Below are 19603 nucleotides of genomic sequence, written 5' to 3'. Positions count from 1 at the left end.
CTTTCGGGACGATGCTCTAAATCCGGGCCGTCGCGTCCGTCAGTGCACCTGCCCTCGGGTGCCGCGGAGATGGCGGGCAAGCTCGTGACCGACCTCGACGGCGACCTCGTCGACGAGGCGGGCCAGGGGTGGGTTGCGCAGGCCCGCCACCAATCCCTTCATCGCCGCGGCATGGTCGGCGAGACGGTTGGCCTGCCGCTGAGCTTGATGGGCCTCCGACTCGACCGGCCGGCGCCCTTCGGTCAGGTCGAAGGCGAGCCCCTGGGTCGTAAGTGCCCCCGTCTCGGGATCGCGCGCGCTTTGCCCCATCAGGCGCAGCCAGCGCGGACCGTCCGGGCCGGGCCGCGTGCGGAACTCGGCCTCGAAGGGTCGTCCGTCTTCCCCCGCCGCCCGCAGCACGCTTTCCAGCCGGATCGCATCCTCGGCCTCCACAGCCGCCAGCGCCAGCGCCAGAGGTGCTCCGGCCGCCGAGGCCGCCGGTACGGCCAGGAGCCGCGCCAGGACCGGGGACAGGGCGAGCCGGTTGGAATCCGGATCATGGGCCCAGGCACCGATGCAGGCGGAGCCGGCGAAGGCGGAACGAAGGTCAGGTTGAAAAACCGTCATCTCAGGGCACCGGCAGAACATATCCGGGCGCGCAAGACCGCAGCCTGGACGCTCGGCGAGCCCCAGGATCGACCTAAAGAAAGCGGCTACCTCGGCCGAACCGGCCGCCAATAGCAATCTCAGGTATGTTTTCTGCGACCAAACTTGCCTTAAGTTATAGTAGCGGAAGGCAACGCACCTCGTAAAGCGCTCAGGTGGCGCAACGGCGCAAATTCAACCTCAAGTCAATGAATGCGAAAGAAGGGGCCCGGCGTCGGCCTTAACGGACGGTTAACTATGTTAGGCGAAATCCGGGGTCTGGGTGGCCCCGGGATCACAGGACCGGCAGCCCGACGAAACCGAGAGCGGTGGGGTGGCCGGCATGAAAGCAATCACGTTCGTGACGCAGAAGGGAGGCAGCGGCAAGAGCACCTTGTGCATCTCGCTTGCGGTCGCCGCACAGGAAGCGGGGCACGCGGTCTGCATCCTGGAGATGGACCGGCAGGCCACGATCACCGACTGGCTCGATCACCGCACCGCCGACGGCCCCGAAGTGGCCCAGATCGACGCCACGCAGATCGACCTCGTGATGGAACGGCTGGCGGAATCGTCCTACGACTACGTGTTCATCGACACCCCCGGCATCGATTCCAACGGGACGCTCTCGGCGATCCGCGCGGCGGATCTGTGCATCATCCCCTGCCGGCCGACCCCCGCCGACTTGCGCGCCTTCAAGCCGACGCTCGCCGCCGTCTACCGCCTGGAAAAGAAGTTCGCCTTCGTCCTGAACCAGACCCCGCCGCGCTCCTACCGCATCCGCGATGCCGCCGATGGGCTCGCGGTGCTCGGCATCCTGCCCGACGTCAACATCGTGGCGCGCAACGACCATCAGGACGCCATCGGCGTCGGCCAGGGCGTCACCGAATTCAATCCGAAGGGTCAGGCCGCGGGCGAAGTGCGCCGGCTGTGGAGCTGGATCGAGCGCCGCATGCAGGCGACGGGGCAGCGGACCCGCAAGGGAGCGGCCGCAGAGACGGCCAAGGATACGAGAAAGCATGTCAAGGCCGCCTAAGCTCGACCTCGCCTCGATCGTCGCCTCCGCCGGCCCGGCCGGCGGGCCGCGGAAGGGCGGAGCCCGGTCGGCCGCAAAGGCGAACAGTCCGGCCGGAGCGGAAATCGTCCGGCTCGATCTGGCGGCCTCGGCGCCTCCGGCACGGGCCGGGACCCTCAAGGAGCGCGCCAAGCAGATGTCGGTCTATCTGGAGCCCCCGGTCTACGACCAGCTCCGGGATCTGGCCTATGCCGAGCGTACCAAGATGCACGCCCTGATGCTCGAAGCCCTCGACCTGCTGTTCAAGCAGCGCGGCGCCCGCTCCATCGAGCAGGTGCTGGGCGAGAACCCGCGCTGAGAAAACGGGACGCTGCCCTTCGCTTCACGTGGCCCGTCATGATGCGCGGCGCAGCTTTCCTCTCGCGTCCTTGCGACTGTCTGCGCGCGCAACGCCTCGGCGCTCCCGCTACCTGACCGCCCGTTCAGCCTTCCTTTACCGCGTCCGGACGATCGTCTGGGGACGGCCGGACGTCTGTTCCGGCTCGGCGTAGCGTGATCCCCTTAAGGCCCAGCTTTCCGCGGCCTTGGGGGAATCTGTGGCGTAGGCGGGGAGCGGGCGAGCGACATGACTCATGTCATGCCACGGGATTTGGCATCGATCAGGACGGCCGCGGACGCTCCGACGCGGGGTGCGATGCCGGTCCTGCGACCGGCCCTGCAGCTCCTCGCGGTCTGCGCGGTGGCGCTGACGACGGCCAACTGCGCCAATAATCCGGCCAAGCTCGCGGGCGGCGCATCCTCGGGCAGCGAGATCGATCCGAAATACGGCGTGAAGGCGAGCCGCCGCCTCTACAACGAGGGCGACGTGATCCCGAAGGGGGGCGGGCGGCGCTTCTCGGGCAAGCCCTACGTGGTGGCGGGCAAGACCTACGTGCCGCGCGAGGATGCCCGCGGCTACGTGCGCGAGGGCCTCGCCTCCTGGTACGGCAGCGCCTTCCACGGCCGGGTCACCGCCAACGGCGAAGTCTTCGACCGCCACTCCATCGCCGCCGCGCACCCCACGCTGCCGCTGCCGAGCTATGTCCGGGTGACCAACCTCGACAACGGTCATTCGATGATCCTGCGCGTCAACGACCGCGGCCCCTACCATGCCAACCGTCTGATGGACGTGTCCGAGGAGGCGGCCCGCGCGCTCGAATTCCACCGCAAGGGCACGGCGCGGGTGCGCGTCGAGTATGCCGGCAAAGCCTCCGTCGCCGGCAGCGACGATCGCAAGCTGCTCGCCACCCTGCGCACCGACGGTCGCCCCGCCGCGATCGGGCGCGCGCCGGTGATGATGGCCGATCTCGGCCCCTCCGAGCCCGAGGCCGCGCCCGAGCGGCTCGAACGCGCCTCCCGCGCACTCGCCTTCCGCCCGGCGGGCGAGCGCGACGACGAGGCGCCGGAGACCGCAGCACCGGCCTCGCGCCCGGCCCGGCCCGCGCCGGTCGTGCTGGCCAGCGCCGCGGTCGCCGTCCCGGCGGCGTTGCAGCCGACGGCCGCCCGCGCCGCGCCGTTCCGTCCGGCTCCGGTGGCGCTCGCCGCCGCCCCGGCCAAGCCGGCGATCGAGCCGCGCCGCATGATGGCCGAAACCGGCCGCTCCGCTCAGCCGGCACAGGGCCGGCACAAGGATGCGACCGCTCCGGCCCCGACGCGCTTGGCCTCCACGCCGGTGAAGGGCGTCTCCGTGCCCGTCCGTACCGCGCAAGCGGTGCCGATGAAGGCGGCAGCCACCAAGACGCCGGCCCCGCAATTCGCCGCCGCCGGAACCGTCAAAGGCACGCCCAAGCCCACCGGCAAAGCCGCGGCGCCCGAACCCGCCTCGCGTATGGCGGGAATGCCGCCCAGCTCGAAGCAGGCGATCGCCAAGCTCACCGGCACGGCGCCAACGCCGGGCACCAAGCCCGCCGCCAAGACGGCGACCAAGACGGCCGTGGCCCAGACGCCCGGCCCATCCGGCACCAAGGCGAAACGCTCCCAGGTGGCGGCGAACTGACGCGACCCCGTCTCAAGCGGCGAGGGTGAACACGCCGAGCCCGTCGCGGACCGCCTCCAGCGTGTCCGCGGTCAGGCGTTGCGCCCGTTTCGTCCCGTCGCGCAACAGGTCGAGCACCTCGTCCGGGCGCTGCGCCAACGCGGCCCGCCGCTCGCGCAGGGGCGCGAGGAAGGCGTCGAGCACGGCTTCCAGCCGCGCCTTGACCGCCGTGTCGCCGAGTCCACCGCGCCGGTAACGCGCCTTCAATTCGGCGACCGCCGCGCCATCCGGGTCGAAGGCGTCGAGATAGGTGAACACGACGTTGCCCTCGACACGTCCGGGATCGGAGACCCGGAGATGGCCGGGATCGGTGTACATCCGCCGCACCGCCTCACGGATCGCTTCCGGCGGGGCCGAGAGAGCCACGGCGTTACCCTGCGACTTGCTCATCTTGGCCCGCCCGTCGATGCCGGGCAGCCGCCCGGTCTCGGGGATCAGCGCCCGCGCCTCCGGCAGGAGGGGACGCCCGGCCTGCCGGTTCACCCGGCGGACGATCTCGTTGGTCTGCTCGATCATCGGCGCCTGATCCTCGCCCACCGGCACCAGGGTGGCGCGGAAGGCGGTGATGTCGGCGGCCTGGGCCACGGGGTAGCACAGGAAGCCGGCCGGAATGTCCCGGCCGAAGCCACGGGCCTGGATCTCCTGGCGGACGGTCGGATTGCGCTCCAGCCGGGCCACGGTGACGAGGTTGAGATAGAGCTGGGTCAGCTCGGCCAAAGCCGGCAGCGCCGATTGCACGCACACCGTCGAGAGGGCGGGGTCGATGCCGACGGCGAGATAGTCGAGGGCGACTTCGAGGATGTTGCGCCGGATGCGATCGGGATCCTGGGCGTTGTCGGTCAGAGCCTGGGCATCGGCGACCAGCACGAATTGCCGGTGCGTCGCCTGGAGCGCGACGCGGTTCCTCAGGCTGCCGACGTAATGGCCGAGATGCAGCGGGCCGGTGGGGCGGTCGCCCGTGACGATGACGGGACGCGGATCACAGGTTTCGGGATTCATGGGGGCAGCTCCTGAGAAGTGAGCCGCCGTGAGGAGAGACTTGCCGGAATGACGCTGCCTGCCGCTTCACGGCGGCAGGGTTCGTCTGTCATGACCGAACGATGCCGCTCCCTAAAGGGAGCGCCACCAGAGCGAGACGGGCCTTTGCACAGCGTCGGTCATGCCGCCTCGTATCACCGCCAGGGGATTCAACCAAGGCGGGAAACGCTACTCGGCCTTGGCATTCACCTCGAGCTTGTCGAGGACCGCCGCCGGGGTCGGGGCGGTGCTGACATCGACCATGCCGAGACCCTCGCCGCTCTTCGCCTTGGCGCTGATCGAGAGCGTGCCGGGCTTGGCCACGAACTTGCCCATCGCCGCGCCGATCGCCTTGGCGGCCGCCGAGTTGCCGAGGATCACCGGCACGCCGATCACGCTCGCCGTCACGTATTCCTTGCGCAGTTCGTCGGGCTTGAGGCTCAGCACCTTCGCCTGGGCGTCGATGAAGCGCTCGAACAGGCCGCCATTCTCCAGCGTCAGGTCCAGCGCCTTGGCGGTGGCCGAGAGCATGGCAAAGCCCGAGACCGCGGCATCCGGGTCGAACACTTCGGGGCCGATGCCGCCGAGCGTGGCGGCAAGGTGGAGGCGACCCATATTCTTGCCGGAGAGCGACAGCGCCTTGAAGCTCAGTTCCCGCTTGTCCTCGCTCCAGGCGGTGTCGGCCGTGGCATCGAGATCGAGGTCGCGGTAGCCGTAGAGGCCGAGCGAGCCGAGACCGGGAACGCCCTCGACGGCGGAGGCCGGCATGGTGAGGCCGGTGAGCGTGAAACGGGTCTCGGTCGGCACGCCGTCCTTGGGCGGCCCGAAGCTCATGCTGGCGCCGCGCAGGCCGATATGGAGCGGCGGGAGCGGAACAAGCTTCGCCGCCTTGAGCGGATCGCCCGGTACGGCCGGGGGCGACACCGCCACCTGCGCGAGATCGAGCCCGAGATCGGACAGGGTCAGCGTACCGATGACCGGGGTCAGGCGGCGCAGTTCCGCCTCCTGCAGGTCCGGCGCCGGAGCGGCCCCCTTCCCGAGATCGGTGCCGGCGGGGAGCGGTGCCTTCGCGAGCCGGCGCAGGGCGGCGATGGTCGGCTCCAGGGAGAAGCCGGTGAGCGAGAGGCGGGCGATCTTGCCCTGCGCCTCCTTGGCGCCGAAGCCGATCTCGGCGAGCGTGATGCCGGCCTCAGCTCCGCCCGCATAGCTCATGCGGCCGATGCTGAAGGAGAGCGGGTCATCGCCCTTCACCTCCTTCACGGTCAGGTCCGTCGCCTCAAGGCTGCCGACCGAGACTGATTCGGCGAGATCCGCGAGCAGGCCGGCCGAGCGGGCACGCTTGGCCCGGTCGTCCTCGGCCAGGCCGCCATCGCCCAACGCCTCCACGGCGCCGCGCCAAGTCGCCGGCGTCTGGCGTCCGGCGAGGTCGCGGCCGGTCAGGCGGGCGATCGACACCGTGGTGCCGCGCTCGTCGATGAAGGCGATGCTTTCGACGGCGAGCGCCACGTAGAGGCGCTGGAGCGGGCTGCCCGCGTCGCCGGCCTCGCTGTAGAGGCGCGCCAGCGCGGTGAGATCGACCTCCTCGGCGCGGATGCGGCCATAGCTGCCGCTGCCCGCCTGCGGCGCACCCTCGACGGTGAGCGTCGCGCCGGCCGCGGTCAGTTCGCTGATGCGCCCCGCCCGGATCGTGCGCGCGGCCACGTCGCGATAGGTCACGACCTGCCGCCGGTCGCCGTCGCGGCGCTCGACGCGCAGCTCCGGCATGGTGAGGCTGCCGGCATCAAGGCGCTGAAGCCGAGCGGGCCAGAGTTCCCTGACCGGATCCTTCGCGTCCTTCGCGTCGGTCCTGAAGATCGCGAGCAGATCGTCGCGGGAGAGGCGCGTGCCGCTCACCGTCACCTTCGGCGCGGTGACGAGCGTGTCGCCGAAGGCGAGGCTCACGTTGTCGAGCACGAGATCCTGGACCGCGGACGCCGCCTCCTGTGCCACGGCCGGCGCCAGGGGCGCGGGCCCTGTCAGCAGCGCGACCGCGCAAGCCGAGGCGAGCAGTGCCCGCATGAGAACGGGACGGCGCGTCGATGACGTCATGGCTGGATCAGATCGCAGGCTGGCAGGAGATCGGAGAAGGGCCGTGAGACTTCCATCCCTGCCGGTTTTCCACAGGCGTGGCAATTGCGCCGGTGCCACGGCGCCGCCGCTTCGCGCCCGATCGTCGGGTCGGGCTCGCCTCAGATCGCGAAGGAGGTGCCGCAACCGCAGGAGGCGGTGGCGAGCGGGTTCTCGATCTTGAAGGACTGGCCGATCAGGTCGTTCACGAAGTCGATGGTCGCGCCGCCCATATATTCGAGCGAGACCGGATCGACGAGCACGGTGGCGCCGTCGCGCTCGATCACCACGTCGTCGCCCTCGCGGGCGCTGGTGATGTCGAAGGCATAGGAGAAGCCCGAGCAGCCGCCGCCGTTCACGCTGATGCGCAGCGACGAGCCGGGGGGCTCGGCACCCATGATCTCGTTGATCCGCTTGGCGGCGCGGGCGGTGAGGTTGATGTCGGCCATCGTGGCGCGGCCCCGTTTCTCGAACCGGTGTCGTGAAGGTAAGAGCCCGCGATTGCCGCGGGCTTCACCCCACCCAAGATATGGGGTGCGAGGGCCGGCCGCAACGCGGCTGCGGAAGGAAGGGCTGTGCAGGTGCGGCAGAACGGCGAGCGCTGGCGGGCGCCCTACGCCACCGATCCGGCGGCAACCCGCGGGCGGCTGATCCCCGAGGCGTTCTCGCCCACCCGCAGCGACTTCCAGCGCGACCGCGACCGGATCATCCACTCCACCGCCTTCCGGCGGCTGAAACACAAGACGCAGGTCTTCGTGCATCACGAGGGCGACCATTACCGCACGCGGCTCACCCACAGCCTGGAGGTCAGCCAGATCGCTCGGGCGCTCGCCCGCGCGCTCGGCCTCGACGAGGATCTGGCCGAAGCGCTGGCGCTGAGCCACGACCTCGGCCACACCTGCTTCGGGCATACCGGCGAGGACGCGCTGCACGCCTGCATGGCCGATTACGGCGGCTTCGACCACAACGCCCAGGCTTTGCGCATCGTCACCCGGCTGGAGCGGCGCTATGCCGGCTTCGACGGCCTCAACCTGACCTGGGAGACGCTGGAGGGGCTGGTCAAGCATAACGGCCCGCTCCTCGACGCCTCCGGCGCGCCGGTCCTGCGTTACGCCGCCGACGGCATCCCGATGGCTTTGCTCGAATACAACGCGACCAACGACCTCGAACTGTCGCGCTTCGCCGGCCCGGAGGCGCAGGGCGCCGCGCTCGCCGACGACATCGCCTACGACGCCCACGACCTCGACGACGGCCTGCGGGCCGGTCTGTTCGATCTTTCCGACCTCACGGCCGTGCCGTTCCTGAACGGGCTGCTCGACGAGATCGACACCCTGCATCCCGGACTGGAGCCGTCGCGGAAGATCCATGAGTTGGCGCGCCGGGTCATCACGCGCTTCGTCGAGGACGTGATCCGCGAGAGCGAGGCGCGCATCGCCGCGCTGGCCCCCCGCAGCGTCGGCGACATCCGCGCCGCGCAGGAGCCGGTCATCGCCTTCTCGCCGGCCATCGCCACGGCGGATGCGGACATCAAGCGCTTCTTGTTCGCGCGGATGTACCGCCACCCGGAAGTGATGGCGGTGCGGGCCAAGGCCGCGACCATCGTCGACGACCTGTTCTCGGCTTTCCGCGCCGACCCGGCGCGGATGCCGGCCGAATGGTCGGAGGGGCTGGAGAATGCCAGCGAGGCCCGTCTCGCCCGGCGCATCGCCGACTACATCGCCGGCATGACCGACACCTACGCGGTGCTGGAGCATAGCCGGCTGTTTGCGGCGACGCCCAACCTGCACTGGAGCCCGCCGAGCCGTGGCCTTCCGCTGACGGAGCCGTGAGGCGCCGCCAGCGGAAGGCTCACGATCTCATTCGCAGACGCAGCCCGCGCCGTAACCGGTGTTGTAGATGGGGGCGTAGCCGGTGGTGACGGGCGCGTAGCCGTAGCCATAAGCCGGCGCGGCGTAGCCGCCGTAACCACCCCAGCCGTAGCCGCCGCTCAGCGCGCCGCCGGCGAGCCCGAGGCCCAGCCCGAGCCCGGCCCCGGCCCCGGCCAGACCGACTCCGGCCCCCGCGAGGCCGATGCCGGCACCCCGTCCGTAACCGTAGCCGTAGCCGCGGCCATAGATGCCGCGCGCGGCGTATCCGCGATATCCGAAGCCGCGATGACCGAAGCCGCCGCGATGACCGGCGAACCCACCGCGATACCCACCGATGCGGCCGGCCTGACCGAAGCGCGCACCATAGCCGTGATGGCCGTAGCCGCCCTGATGGCGACCGCCGCCGACATACCCGCCATGACCGCCGAACTCGCGGGCCTCGGCGGTTGCGGGTGCGAGGATCAGGGTGGCGAGGGCCGTGGCGGCGAGGGCGAAGGACTTCATCGGGGCAAACTCCATGCAGGATCTTGGCAGGATCTCGCCACGACAACGCCGCCGTTCGCGCTCTGCGTGCAACGCTGCATTCTACCGAGAGAGTGCCTTTTCCCTGCGCGAAAGGCGGCAGGGGACAAGGGATAGGGCCAAATGACGGAGGACCGATTGAGCGCCGACCGCACAACCCTGCGCGACACCCGCGCCGCCTATCCCCGGCTCGTGCCGCTGACGACGCGCTGGGGCGACAACGACGTCTACGGGCACGTCAACAATGTCGTCTACTACGCCTTCTTCGACACGGCGGTGAACGGGATCCTGGTGGAGGCGGGCGCCCTCGACATCGCCCGCTCCCCCGTCATCGGCCTCGTGGTGGAGACGGGCTGCCGCTACTTCGCCCCCGTCGCCTTCCCCGACCGGATCACCGCGGGCGTACGGGTGGCCCATCTCGGCCGCACCAGCGTACGCTACGAGATCGCGATCTTTCGCGATGACGCGGCGGAGGCGGCCGCGCAGGGCCACTTCGTCCACGTCTATGTCGACCGCGCCACACGCCGGCCGATCCCGCTGCCCGAGCGGCTGCGGGCCGTACTGGCGGAACTTGTCGGCGCGGGCGCGTCCGGCACATCTCACCCGTAGGAGCGATCCACGTAATCGTGGTTGCCGATATCGACCATCTCATAGAGATCGTCGCCCTCATCCCGCACGACGATACGGTGGTTCATGTCGACGCGGATCGTGCAATAGCTCGAGCCGCTGAGTTTCTCGAAATGCAGCGACGGGTGTCGCGGATTGGATTGGAACTGCAGCAAGGATTTCTTGGCGCGCTCGATCTGTTGATGCCCGAGCTTCTGCAAGGCTTTCACGAATTTCGGTGTCAGCCGGACCGTCGCCATCAGATGGGTTCGATCGTCTCGAGGAAAGCCTCAAGGTCCTCCGGCGTCTCGAAAGCGGGGCCCCCTCTTGCCTCGGGATCGTGGTCCGCACGCAGAGCAAGCAGTGCGTAGTAGAAGCGGACGCGCTCGTCGCGCCACGCATGCTCCAGCCCATTCATCCGTCCCGCGAGATCCGCAATCCAGGGTTTGCGCGCGGCGGCGGACGCTTCTTCCGGGATCGCCTCCTTCCGCCATTCCTTCTCGACCGATCCGGCGCCGGCCGCCTCCGCGTCAATCTTCGCACTGACAGCCGCGATGACGGTATCGAGAAAGGCGCGCATCTCCGGCGCCGGATGCTCAGCCCTGCGAAAGGCCTCGCGAAATCGCTCGGTCGCCAACTGCAGACTTTCACGCCAGCGGGCGAGTTCCTGCTCCGCCCCGGCATACAGGCGTTCCGCCTCCTCGCGCACCAGTGTCTGGCGATACGCGTCGTAACGACGTGGCTCATGGATGCCTGGAACGGCCAGACCGCGCCCTATCGCGTCCATCGCAATCACCGCACCTGCAGCCATCGCAGCCTCTCCCAACCTCCGGTGTCACCAAATGTATTCGCGCCTGCCCCGAACACCAAGGGATCGATGCGTGGCGCGAGGCCGCCGAACGGCGCCGTGACACTCCCGCCCGCCATTGCTATGCCGCCCCGGACGGTTCCGGCTGCCCGACGCGCGGGTCGGCCGGCACGCGGTAACGACGAACACCTGAGCCTCATGAACATCTTCGCCCTCTTCGAGACGCGCGTGCGCGAGGCGCTCGAATCCCTCACCCGCTCCGGCCGGTTGCCCGAGGGGCTGGACCTGTCACGCGTCGTGGTCGAGCCGCCGCGCGACGCCGCGCACGGCGATCTCGCCACCAACGCCGCCCTGGTGCTGGCCAAGGAGGCCAAGCAGAACCCGAAGGCGCTCGGCGAGGCGCTGGCCGAAGAGTTGCGCACCGATCTCCGCATCGTCGAGGCGAGTGTCGCGGGCCCCGGCTTCATCAACCTGCGGCTCGCGCCGGAGGTTTTTCAGGATGTGATCCGGGCGGCGCTCGGCGAGGGCGAGAACTTCGGGCGCGGACAAATGCCGGGCGGCCCGGTCAACGTCGAGTACGTCTCGGCCAACCCCACCGGGCCGATGCATGTCGGCCACGGGCGGGGCGCGGTGTTCGGCGATGCGCTCGCAAACCTGCTCGCCGCCGCCGGCCGGCCGGTGACGCGGGAGTACTACATCAACGATGCCGGTGCGCAGGTCGATGTGCTCGCCCGCTCCGCCTACCTGCGCTACCGCGAGGCGCTGGGCGAGACGATCACCATCCCCGAGGGTCTGTACCCCGGCGACTACCTCAAGCCGGTCGGTATGAGGCTGGCGCAGACGCACGGCCGGGCGCTCCTCGACCAGCCCGAGCACGAATGGCTGCCGCTGGTGCGCCGCTTCGCCATCGACGCGATGATGGCGATGATCCGCGAGGATCTCGCGGCGATCGGCATCCGCCACGACGTGTTCTTCTCGGAAGCCACGCTCCAGGGCGAGAACGGCGGCCAAGGGGGCAACAAGGTCGCGGAGCTGCTCGACGCGCTGCGGCAGAAGGGCCTCGTCTACGAGGGGCGCCTGCCGCCGCCCAAGGGCCAGTTGCCCGACGATTGGGAGGACCGGGAGCAGACCCTGTTCCGCTCGAGCCAGTTCGGCGACGACGTGGACCGGGCACTGCTGAAGTCCGACGGCTCCTTCACCTACTTCGCCTCCGACATCGCCTACCACCGCGACAAGTGGCTGCGCGGCGCCAACGAGCTCATCGACGTGCTCGGCGCCGATCATGGCGGCTACGTCAAGCGGATGCAGGCGGCGGTGAAGGCGGTCAGCGACGGGCAGGCCCGGCTCGACGTCAAGCTCTGCCAGCTCGTGCGGCTCTTGCGCGCAGGCGAGCCGGTGAAGATGTCGAAACGCGCGGGCGAGTTCGTGACGCTGCGCGACGTCATCGACGAGGTCGGCCGCGACGCGATCCGCTTCATGATGCTCTACCGCAAGAACGACGCGACGCTGGATTTCGACCTCGCCAAGGTTGTGGAGCAGTCGAAGGACAACCCGGTCTTCTATGTGCAGTACGGCCACGCCCGCCGCTTCTCGGTGCTGCGCCAAGCCCGCGAGGCGCTGCCGGGCGAGGATTTCTCGCCCGCGGCGCTGCTGGCCGATGCGGACCTGTCGGTGCTCACCGATCCCGGCGAGATCGAGATGATGCGCCTGATTGCTCAGTATCCACGGGTGCTCGAATCAGCGGCGGCGGCGCACGAACCGCACCGAATCGCCTTCTATCTTTATGAAACGGCCAGCTCGCTGCATAGTTTCTGGAACAAGGGCAAAGACTTGCCGCAATTACGGATTGTTAATCCAACCGACAGAAAGTCTACCCGGGCCCGCTTGGCCCTCGTGGAGGCCTTGGGCGGCGTTCTTGCCTCCGGCCTCGCGGTTTTGGGCGTCTCCGCACCCAATGAGATGCGGTGACCGAGGACGGCTGTTGAGAGGATGAGGCCATGACGGGACACGCTTCGCGCGCGACGGTCGATTTCGATGCCTTCGAGCGCGAGCTGCGTCAGACGTCGCAGGATGCGATCCGGGCGAAGGCGCCGCAGGCCGCTCCTAAGGGCGACCCGCTCGCCGAGCTTGCCCGCATCGTTGGGCAGGACGATCCCTTCCGCGCCCTGCTGGAAGCGCGGGAGAAGGGTGCCGCCCAGGAGGCGGCTCCGGTGACGCGCGCGTCGGAGACGGGCCGTCCGGCCCGCGTCGAGCCGACCTTCGTGGACGAACCCGCCCACGACCCGGCCCGGACTCAGGCGCATGCCGAGGTGCATGGCCAGACCCTCGGCCAATCCCAGAGCCCGGCGGACGCCTTCGACCAGTATCTCGCCTCCGTCGAGCAGGGCATGTACGCCGACGGCACGACCGATCCGGCGGCCTTCGCCGAGGCCGACGAGAATTACCGGACGCGGCCTGCGGACCGTCCGCGCGCCCGCAACCGCCTCGTCCAGGTCGGCGCCGGCCTCGCCGTGGTCGCCGTCTGCGTCGGCGGTGCCCTGGCGTGGCGCGGCACCCATGGCGGCGGCAGCGGCGGCCCGATCACCGTTCTCGCCGACAAGACCCCGCTGAAGGTGCAGCCCACAGCGACCGACGGCGTCGAGATTCCCGATCAGAACAAACAGATCTACGACCGCAACGCCAAGGACGGTCAGATCAAGATCGTCAACCGCGAAGAGCAGCCGCTCGACGTCAACCAAGCCGCCCGCACCGCGGCCGCCCGCAGCGACGGCGGCGAACCGGGGCAGGGCGGGGCGACGCCCGGCGGCACGTTGTCCGACACGTTCGGCGAGCCGCGCCGGGTGCGCACCGTCTCGGTCAAGCCGGACACCCCGGTCCACCAGCCGCCGGCGCCTCCGGCCGAGACCGCCCAGGCACCGGTCTCGGCGATCCCGACCATGACGATGCCCGACACCGCTGCGAGCACCGCGACGCCGTCGTCGGAGCCCCGCCGTTCCGCGTCGCGCACCCTGGCCACGGCGCCGGCGACCACGCCCGTCGCCGAAGCGCCGCCTGAGCCGCAGGCCACGCCCGCCGCGCGTCCGAAGGCCCCGCAGCGCGTCGCCTCCGTCTCGCCCGAGACCACCGCCAGCACCTCCGAGCCGGCCCCCGCCTCCGCGGCGCTCACGGCGCCGGTCAGCGGCTACTCGGTTCAGCTCGGCGTGCGCGGCAGCGAGAGCGAGGCGCGGGCCGCCTTCCGCGAGATGCAGGGCAAGTACAGCCAGCTCTCCGGCAAGCCCGAGCTGATCCGGCAGGCCGAAGTGAACGGCAAGACCCTGTTCCGCGTCCGCGTCGGGCCTCTCGCCAAGAACGAGGCGTCCAGCCTGTGCAGCGCGCTGCAGGGTGCGGGCGGCCAGTGCTTCGTCGCCAAGAACTGAGCTGACACCGCGCGTGTTATCGGCCGGCTTCGGCACATGCCCGGAACCGGCTCGTCTGCGCGCATCCCATCCGCCCCCTCGTCCTGAGGTGCCCGCGTCAGCGGGCCTCGAAGGATCCTCCGGATCCCGCGCGATCCCTGGAAGATCCTTCGAGGCCGCTTCGCGGCACCTCAGGATGAGGGCGTGAGTGGGATCGAGTCCGTGCTCGCCCCCCGCGATTGCTGCAAGCCCTCTCGCCCGTTTCCCCCCATCCGAGGAACGCCGGCCCCATGACGTCCGCCAGCATGACCTCCGCCAGCACGCCCCGCGCCGTCATCCTCGGCTGTTCCGGCCCGGCGCTGACGCCGGAGGAAACCGCCTTCTTCCGCGATCTGCGGCCCTGGGGCTTCATCCTGTTCAAGCGAAACATCGGCACGCCGGACGACGTGCGCGCCCTGACCGCCGCCTTGCGCGAGACGGTCGGGCGGGCGGATGCGCCGATCCTGATCGATCAGGAGGGTGGGCGGGTGCAGCGCATGGGCCCGCCGCACTGGCCGAAATATCCGGCGGGTGGCCGCTTCGGCGCCCTCGGCGACGCCGCCGCGGCGATGGCCCGGCTCGGCGCCCGGCTGATGGCGCACGACCTCGCGTCGGTGGGCATCAACGTCGATTGCGCGCCGATGCTCGACGTTCCCGTCGCGGGCTCGGACAACATCATCGGCGACCGGGCCTACGGCGACACGCCGGAGCGGGTGATCGAACTCGGCCGTGCCGTCGCCGAAGGGCTGATGGCGGGCGGCGTGCTGCCGGTCATCAAGCACATTCCCGGTCACGGCCGGGCGACCTGCGACAGCCATCTCGACCTGCCCGTGGTCGAGGCCGACCGCGTCAGTCTGGGCGAGAGCGATTTCCGCCCGTTCCGGGCGCTAGCCGACCTGCCGCTCGCCATGAGCGCGCATGTGGTGTTCACCGCCCTCGACCCCGAGCGGCCCGCCACCCTGTCGGAGCGCGTGATCCGCGAGATCGTGCGGGGCGAGATCGGCTTCGACGGCCTCCTGATGACCGACGACCTGTCGATGCACGCGCTTGAGGGCCCGTTCCGCGAGCGGACCGAGGCGGCCTACCGCGCCGGCATCGACGTGGTTCTCCATTGCAACGGACGCATGGAGGAGATGCGCGCCGTCGCCGAAGCCGCGGCGGATCTCGCGGGGGAGGGCGCGCGCCGGGCCGGGGCCGCGCTCGCCCGCCTCGCGCCTCCGGACGCTCTCGACGTCGCCGAGGCGCGTGCCCGCTTCGATGCGGCCTTCGCGATCGCATAACAGCGATCTCATCGCCTCTTTTCCGGCCTCGAACGCCGGCAGCCGCCGCCGCGGCCTTGGCGTTCGCTCTGCGGGGCGCTTTTCGCGCCCGACGGCCTGACGACACGCCCGGCAACGAGGCGGAGTGCGACAAAGAAGGGCAAGGGCTGCGCAGCCTTTGCCCGCTTGTGCGCCCTGCACTGCTTGTGTTCGCGCCACTCGATCCCTAGGTTCGCCCCAATTCAAGTGGAGGCGCCGCCGGAGTTGGTGCGGCGTAGGAGGTTGCCATGGGCAGCATGAGTGTCTGGCACTGGGTCATCGTGGCGGTCGTCGTCATGCTGCTGTTCGGCCGCGGCAAGGTGTCGGAGCTGATGGGCGACGTCGCCAAGGGCATCAAGGCCTTCAAGAAGGGCATGGCCGACGACGAGACCCAGCCGAATACGGCGACGAGCGTTCCCCCGGTGGGCCCGAACGACCCGGTCCGCACGCTGCCGCACCAGGGCGCGCCGGGCACCGCCCCGCAGCCGCCGCATGTTCAGCCGCACGTCCAACCCCATGTTCCGGCGGGCGACCATAAGGCCGTCTGACCGACGGGCTCGACACGGGGCGTGCAAAGGGGCGCGTAAGGGCTGCGCCGGCTTTCGGGCACGGTTGAAGATCGGCTCCGGGCAGGATAGCGCGGGCCGCACGCCCGTCCTGGACAGGCGCGGCCCCGCGGGACGGACGACGCAATGCTGGACATGAGCTGGGGCGAAGTGATGCTGATCGGCGGCGTCGCCCTGATCGTCATCGGACCCAAGGATCTGCCGAAGGCCCTGCGCACGCTGGGCCAGATCACCACCAAGGTCCGGCGCATGGCCGGCGAGTTCCAGTCGCAGTTCAACGAGGCGATCCGCGAGGCGGAGCTGGAAGAGGTCCGCCGCGACGTCGAGGGCGTCAAACGCACCGTCGATTCCGCGCGCCCGACCTTCAACCCCGTGGACACCATCCGCAACGAGATCCGCAGCGCGGTCGAGGGCCGTCCCGGCTCCGGCAGCAAGGATGCTGAGGCGAAGGATGTCGATGTGAAGGACACCGGCAGCTTCGACGTGCCCCGGCCGACGCCCGGCCAGCAGGCCGAGCAGATGCACGGGGCTCCGGCACACGCCGCCGTCGAAACCTCTTCCACCCCCCCCGGCACCAAGCCCGAGACAGGCCCGACTCCATGAGCGACGAGCGCGATGAGGCCGAGATCGAGGCCTCGCGGGCACCCCTTCTGGAGCACCTGATCGAACTGCGCTCGCGACTGATCAAGTCGCTGATCGCGTTCATCGTGATGTTCTTCGGCTGCTTCTTCTTCTCGAAACAGATCTACAACATCCTCGTCTATCCCTACGTCTCGATCGTGGGGGCGCAGAATGCCGAGCTGATCGCGACCCATTTCCTCGAACAGGTCTTCACCAACATCAAACTCAGCGTGTTCGGCGCGGGCTTCCTGGCCTTCCCCGTCATCGCCACGCAGGTCTATGCCTTCGTCGCGCCGGGCCTCTACCGCAACGAGCGCCAGGCCTTCCTGCCCTATCTCGTCGCGACGCCGATCTTCTTCCTGCTCGGTGCGCTCGTCGTCTTCTTCCTGGCAATGCCGCTGCTGATCCAGTTCTCGGTCTCGCTCCAGCAGATCGGGCAGCCGGGCGAGGCGACGATCAAGCTCCTGCCGAAGGTCGACGAGTACCTCTCGCTGATCATGACGCTGATCTTCGCCTTCGGGCTCGCGTTCCAGATGCCGGTGATCCTCACGCTTCTGGGCCAGATCGGCGTGATCGACGCGGCCTTCCTGCGGGAAAAGCGGCGCTACGCCATCGTGCTGGTCTTCGTCGCCGCCGCGGTGCTGACGCCGCCGGACGTGATCTCGCAGCTCTCGCTGGCGATCCCGATGCTGCTTCTCTACGAGGCCTCGGTGTTCTCGGTCTCGCGCATGGAGAAGATCCGCGCCGCCCGGCGTCGGGCGCAGGGGATCGAGGACTGAGCGAGGGCTGATCGGCGCGCCAGTCGGCCCCGGCGTCTGAGGAGAATATAAGCAAGATTGCGCATCACCATTTTGCGCGCAATCTTGAAAGGCTCCGGTCCCGCGCCACCCTTCTCCGACCTCAAACGGAGAAGATCTCATGTTCCAGACGATGCGGACCGCCCTAGCGGTCGCCGCCCTGACGACGCTGGCGAGTACGGCCCAGGCGGCAGAGCTTCAGCGGGTGCGCGGCACCATCGAGAAAAGCGACGCCGGCACGGTCACGATCAAGACCACCGACGGCACCTCCGAGACGGTGCAGGTCGGCGGCGCCAAGTTCGCCTGGGTGGTGAAGTCGAGCCTCGACCAGATCAAGGAAGGCACCTTCATCGGCACCGCCACCAAGGGCGAGAACCCGATGACGGCGCTCGAAGTGGTGCTGTTCCCCGAATCCATGCGCGGCACGGCCGAAGGCCATTACGGCTGGGACGCGATCCCCGACCACACGGCGGGCGGCGGCGGGCCGGTGGTGAAGAGTTCCATGACCAACGGCACCGTGAAGGCCGGCGGCGCCGGGGCAAGCGGCGCGCCGAAGGTCAAGAGTTCGATGACCAACGCCACCGTGGCGAGCAGCAATGCCGGCTCCGGCAGCGGCGGCGAGCGCACGCTCACCGTGACCTACGACAAGGACGGCTCGAAGACGATCGTGGTGCCGCCCAAGGCTCCCATCGTCGCCTTCGACCCCGCCGACAAGTCGATCCTGACGCCGGGCGCGAAGATCTTCGTGGTCGCGGCCAAGGACGGCGGCAAGCTCGAAGGCAAGCTCGTCGCGGTCGGCAAGGATGGCCTCACCCCGCCGATGTAAGCCGCGTCACGACCGTCCCTGGCTTGGCGCCAGGGACGGCCACAGGGGCCGCGCCGCCGCCGTGGCGGCAAGTCCGAGGCCGAGAAGGGAGACGGCCGCAGCCAGGGCCGGCAACTCCGAATAACCCGCCCCCAACGTCAGCGCCGTGCCTCCGAGCCAGGCGCCGAGCGCGTTGCCGAGATTGAACGCTCCCTGGTTCAGGGTCGAGGCGAGGTTCGGGGCGTCGCTGGCCGCCTCCACCACCCAGACCTGAAGCGGTGAGACCAGGGCGAAGGCGAGCCCGCTCCACAGCACCAGCACCGCCAGTGCCGGCCAGGTGAAGGGCGCGACCAGCGAGAACACGACGAGCACCGCGATGAGGCCGGCAAAGCTGCCGAGCACCGTGCGCATCAGGCTGCGGTCGGCGAACCAGCCGCCGGCGAGATTGCCGATCGTGAGGCCGAGACCGGCCGCGAACAGCGCCCCCGTCACGCCGCCGGGCGTCAGATGCGTCACGGTGAGCAGGAACGGCGCGATATAGGTGAAGACGGTGAAGAAGCTCACCGAGGACAGGGTCGAGACCAGCATCGGCCGCAGCACCGGCCAGCGCCCGAGCGCCCGGAACTCCCGTGCGAGGCCGCCCCGCGTGCCGGGCATTCCGCCGGGCAGGGCGAGCGCGATGGCCGCCCCCGCCACGACCCCGATGCCGACCACCGCCCAGAAGGTCGAGCGCCAGCCGAACGCCTGACCGAGCGCGGTTCCGAGGGGCACACCGAGAACGTTGGCGAGCGTCAGCCCGGCGAACATCAGGGAAACGGCCTGCGTGCGCTTCTCCCGCGGCACGAGGTTGCGCGCGACGATGGCGCCGATGCCGAAAAAGGCGCCGTGGGCGAAGGCGGTGGCGACCCGCGCGGCCATCAGCCATGCGTAGCTCGGCGCCAGGGCACAGGCGAGGTTGCCGAGAATGAACACCGCCATCAGGGCGAGCAAGGCCGCTTTGCGCGGCAGGCGCGCCGTCGCCATCGCCACGAGCGGCGCGCCGATCACAACACCGAGCGCGTAGCCGGACACGAGGTGGCCCGCCTGCGGAATCGTGACGTCGAAGTCGCGCGCCATCTCCGGCAGGAGGCCCATGATGACGAACTCGGTGGTGCCGATGCCGAAGGAGGCGACGGCGAGCGCGAGGATCGGCAGGGATGCCATGCAGAATGCTCCGGGCAGCGCGTGTGCTGCGCTGCAATACAAGCGCCGCAACATGGTCATCTCGGGCGGACGCGACAGGCGCATGACCGGGAGGCAGACCTGCACTCACGTCAGAACGACCGCGCCAGAGGGCTCCGACCCCGGCCCGGACGATGGGCCCCTTCGATGCTCCCCTTGATGCCCCCCTTGGAGCGACCACAGGCCACGGACGAGCGCAAAAAGAATCTCTCTGCCTTGCCGCG

Annotated in this window: 20 protein-coding genes; 12 read left to right on the top strand and 8 right to left on the bottom strand. The window is 69.7% G+C overall.

Translation table 11 applies throughout. From position 1 onward, the window contains the following. Positions 1-39: 39 nt before the first annotated feature. Positions 40-606: a hypothetical protein gene (locus E4V01_RS19630; protein WP_135299485.1), complete on the bottom strand. Its 567-nt coding sequence runs from the start codon at positions 604-606 to the stop codon at positions 40-42. A gap of 361 nt (positions 607-967) precedes the next feature. On the opposite strand from E4V01_RS19630, the gene E4V01_RS19625 reads away from it, so the two are divergent. The 3 genes from E4V01_RS19625 (at position 968) to E4V01_RS19615 (ending at position 3671) form a co-directional block, all read left to right on the top strand. Further along, positions 968-1657 (top strand): ParA family protein, encoded by a 690-nt coding sequence (locus E4V01_RS19625; protein ID WP_003607087.1) that lies wholly within the window; start codon positions 968-970, stop codon positions 1655-1657. Further along, complete coding sequence (locus tag E4V01_RS19620) at positions 1641-1994, top strand: ribbon-helix-helix domain-containing protein (RefSeq protein ID WP_060770734.1); 354 nt, start codon at positions 1641-1643, stop codon at positions 1992-1994. The genes E4V01_RS19625 and E4V01_RS19620 overlap by 17 nt, the downstream gene beginning before the upstream one ends. 267 nt (positions 1995-2261) lie before the next feature. Then, entirely contained in the window at positions 2262-3671 is a 1410-nt protein-coding gene (locus E4V01_RS19615; protein WP_135299484.1) for a septal ring lytic transglycosylase RlpA family protein, read from the top strand. Between the two features lie 12 nt (positions 3672-3683). Here E4V01_RS19615 and trpS read toward each other — a convergent pair whose 3' ends face one another. The 3 genes from trpS to E4V01_RS19600 form a co-directional block, all read right to left on the bottom strand. Continuing rightward, a complete protein-coding gene (gene trpS / locus E4V01_RS19610; protein WP_135299483.1) occupies positions 3684-4709 on the bottom strand; it encodes a tryptophan--tRNA ligase in 1026 nt (341 codons plus the stop codon). Between the two features lie 207 nt (positions 4710-4916). After that, entirely contained in the window at positions 4917-6815 is a 1899-nt protein-coding gene (locus E4V01_RS19605) for a hypothetical protein (RefSeq protein WP_193763241.1), read from the bottom strand. 140 nt (positions 6816-6955) lie between these two features. After that, complete coding sequence (locus tag E4V01_RS19600; protein ID WP_004447459.1) at positions 6956-7282, bottom strand: iron-sulfur cluster assembly accessory protein; 327 nt, start codon at positions 7280-7282, stop codon at positions 6956-6958. Positions 7283-7408: 126 nt separating this feature from the next. Here E4V01_RS19600 and E4V01_RS19595 point away from each other — a divergent pair, with 126 nt between their 5' ends. Next, positions 7409-8662 carry a deoxyguanosinetriphosphate triphosphohydrolase gene (locus E4V01_RS19595; RefSeq protein WP_135299482.1) on the top strand — a complete coding sequence of 418 codons (1254 nt, stop codon included), beginning with the start codon at positions 7409-7411 and terminating at the stop codon, positions 8660-8662. A gap of 27 nt (positions 8663-8689) precedes the next feature. Here E4V01_RS19595 and E4V01_RS19590 read toward each other — a convergent pair whose 3' ends face one another. After that, positions 8690-9205 (bottom strand): hypothetical protein, encoded by a 516-nt coding sequence (locus E4V01_RS19590; RefSeq protein WP_135299481.1) that lies wholly within the window; start codon positions 9203-9205, stop codon positions 8690-8692. A 141-nt stretch (positions 9206-9346) separates the two neighbouring features. Here E4V01_RS19590 and E4V01_RS19585 point away from each other — a divergent pair, with 141 nt between their 5' ends. Next, positions 9347-9832 carry a thioesterase family protein gene (locus E4V01_RS19585; protein ID WP_193763240.1) on the top strand — a complete coding sequence of 162 codons (486 nt, stop codon included), beginning with the start codon at positions 9347-9349 and terminating at the stop codon, positions 9830-9832. On the opposite strand, the gene E4V01_RS19580 is transcribed toward E4V01_RS19585, so the two are convergent. Together E4V01_RS19580 and E4V01_RS19575 are read right to left on the bottom strand one after the other, a co-directional pair. Next, entirely contained in the window at positions 9823-10089 is a 267-nt protein-coding gene (locus E4V01_RS19580; protein ID WP_135299480.1) for a type II toxin-antitoxin system RelE/ParE family toxin, read from the bottom strand. The genes E4V01_RS19585 and E4V01_RS19580 overlap by 10 nt on opposite strands. Then, positions 10089-10640 (bottom strand): hypothetical protein, encoded by a 552-nt coding sequence (locus E4V01_RS19575; protein WP_135299479.1) that lies wholly within the window; start codon positions 10638-10640, stop codon positions 10089-10091. The genes E4V01_RS19580 and E4V01_RS19575 overlap by 1 nt, the downstream gene beginning before the upstream one ends. A gap of 195 nt (positions 10641-10835) precedes the next feature. Between E4V01_RS19575 and argS the strand changes: the two genes are divergently transcribed. From argS to E4V01_RS19540, 7 genes are all read left to right on the top strand, one after another. Further along, a complete protein-coding gene (gene argS / locus E4V01_RS19570; protein WP_135299478.1) occupies positions 10836-12605 on the top strand; it encodes an arginine--tRNA ligase in 1770 nt (589 codons plus the stop codon). Between the two features lie 29 nt (positions 12606-12634). Beyond that, complete coding sequence (locus E4V01_RS19565) at positions 12635-14053, top strand: SPOR domain-containing protein (protein WP_060770741.1); 1419 nt, start codon at positions 12635-12637, stop codon at positions 14051-14053. Positions 14054-14322: 269 nt separating this feature from the next. Beyond that, positions 14323-15351, top strand: a complete 1029-nt coding sequence (gene nagZ / locus E4V01_RS19560; RefSeq protein ID WP_135299477.1) for a beta-N-acetylhexosaminidase — start codon at positions 14323-14325, stop codon at positions 15349-15351. Positions 15352-15617: 266 nt separating this feature from the next. Next, complete coding sequence (locus E4V01_RS19555; RefSeq protein WP_135299476.1) at positions 15618-15917, top strand: twin-arginine translocase TatA/TatE family subunit; 300 nt, start codon at positions 15618-15620, stop codon at positions 15915-15917. 144 nt (positions 15918-16061) lie between these two features. Continuing rightward, on the top strand, positions 16062-16538 hold the full coding sequence (gene tatB / locus E4V01_RS19550) for a Sec-independent protein translocase protein TatB (RefSeq protein WP_135299475.1): 477 nt from the start codon (positions 16062-16064) through the stop codon (positions 16536-16538). Next, the gene (tatC, locus tag E4V01_RS19545; RefSeq protein ID WP_003605996.1) at positions 16535-17335 is read left to right on the top strand and encodes a twin-arginine translocase subunit TatC; all 801 of its coding nucleotides are present in this window, start codon (positions 16535-16537) and stop codon (positions 17333-17335) included. Before tatB ends, tatC begins: the two co-directional genes overlap by 4 nt. A 139-nt stretch (positions 17336-17474) precedes the next feature. After that, complete coding sequence (locus tag E4V01_RS19540; RefSeq protein WP_135299474.1) at positions 17475-18179, top strand: metal ABC transporter permease; 705 nt, start codon at positions 17475-17477, stop codon at positions 18177-18179. Between the two features lie 6 nt (positions 18180-18185). Here the strand turns inward: E4V01_RS19540 and E4V01_RS19535 are convergent, their stop codons facing one another. Further along, on the bottom strand, positions 18186-19361 hold the full coding sequence (locus E4V01_RS19535; RefSeq protein ID WP_060770746.1) for an MFS transporter: 1176 nt from the start codon (positions 19359-19361) through the stop codon (positions 18186-18188). Between the last annotated feature and the right edge of the window lie 242 nt (positions 19362-19603).

The sequence above is a fragment of the Methylorubrum sp. Q1 genome, assembly GCF_004683995.1.
Taxonomy (GTDB): Bacteria; Pseudomonadota; Alphaproteobacteria; order Rhizobiales; family Beijerinckiaceae; genus Methylobacterium.
Note: the sequence above shows the minus strand (reverse complement) of the source record. Positions and strands in the feature narration are given on the sequence as shown.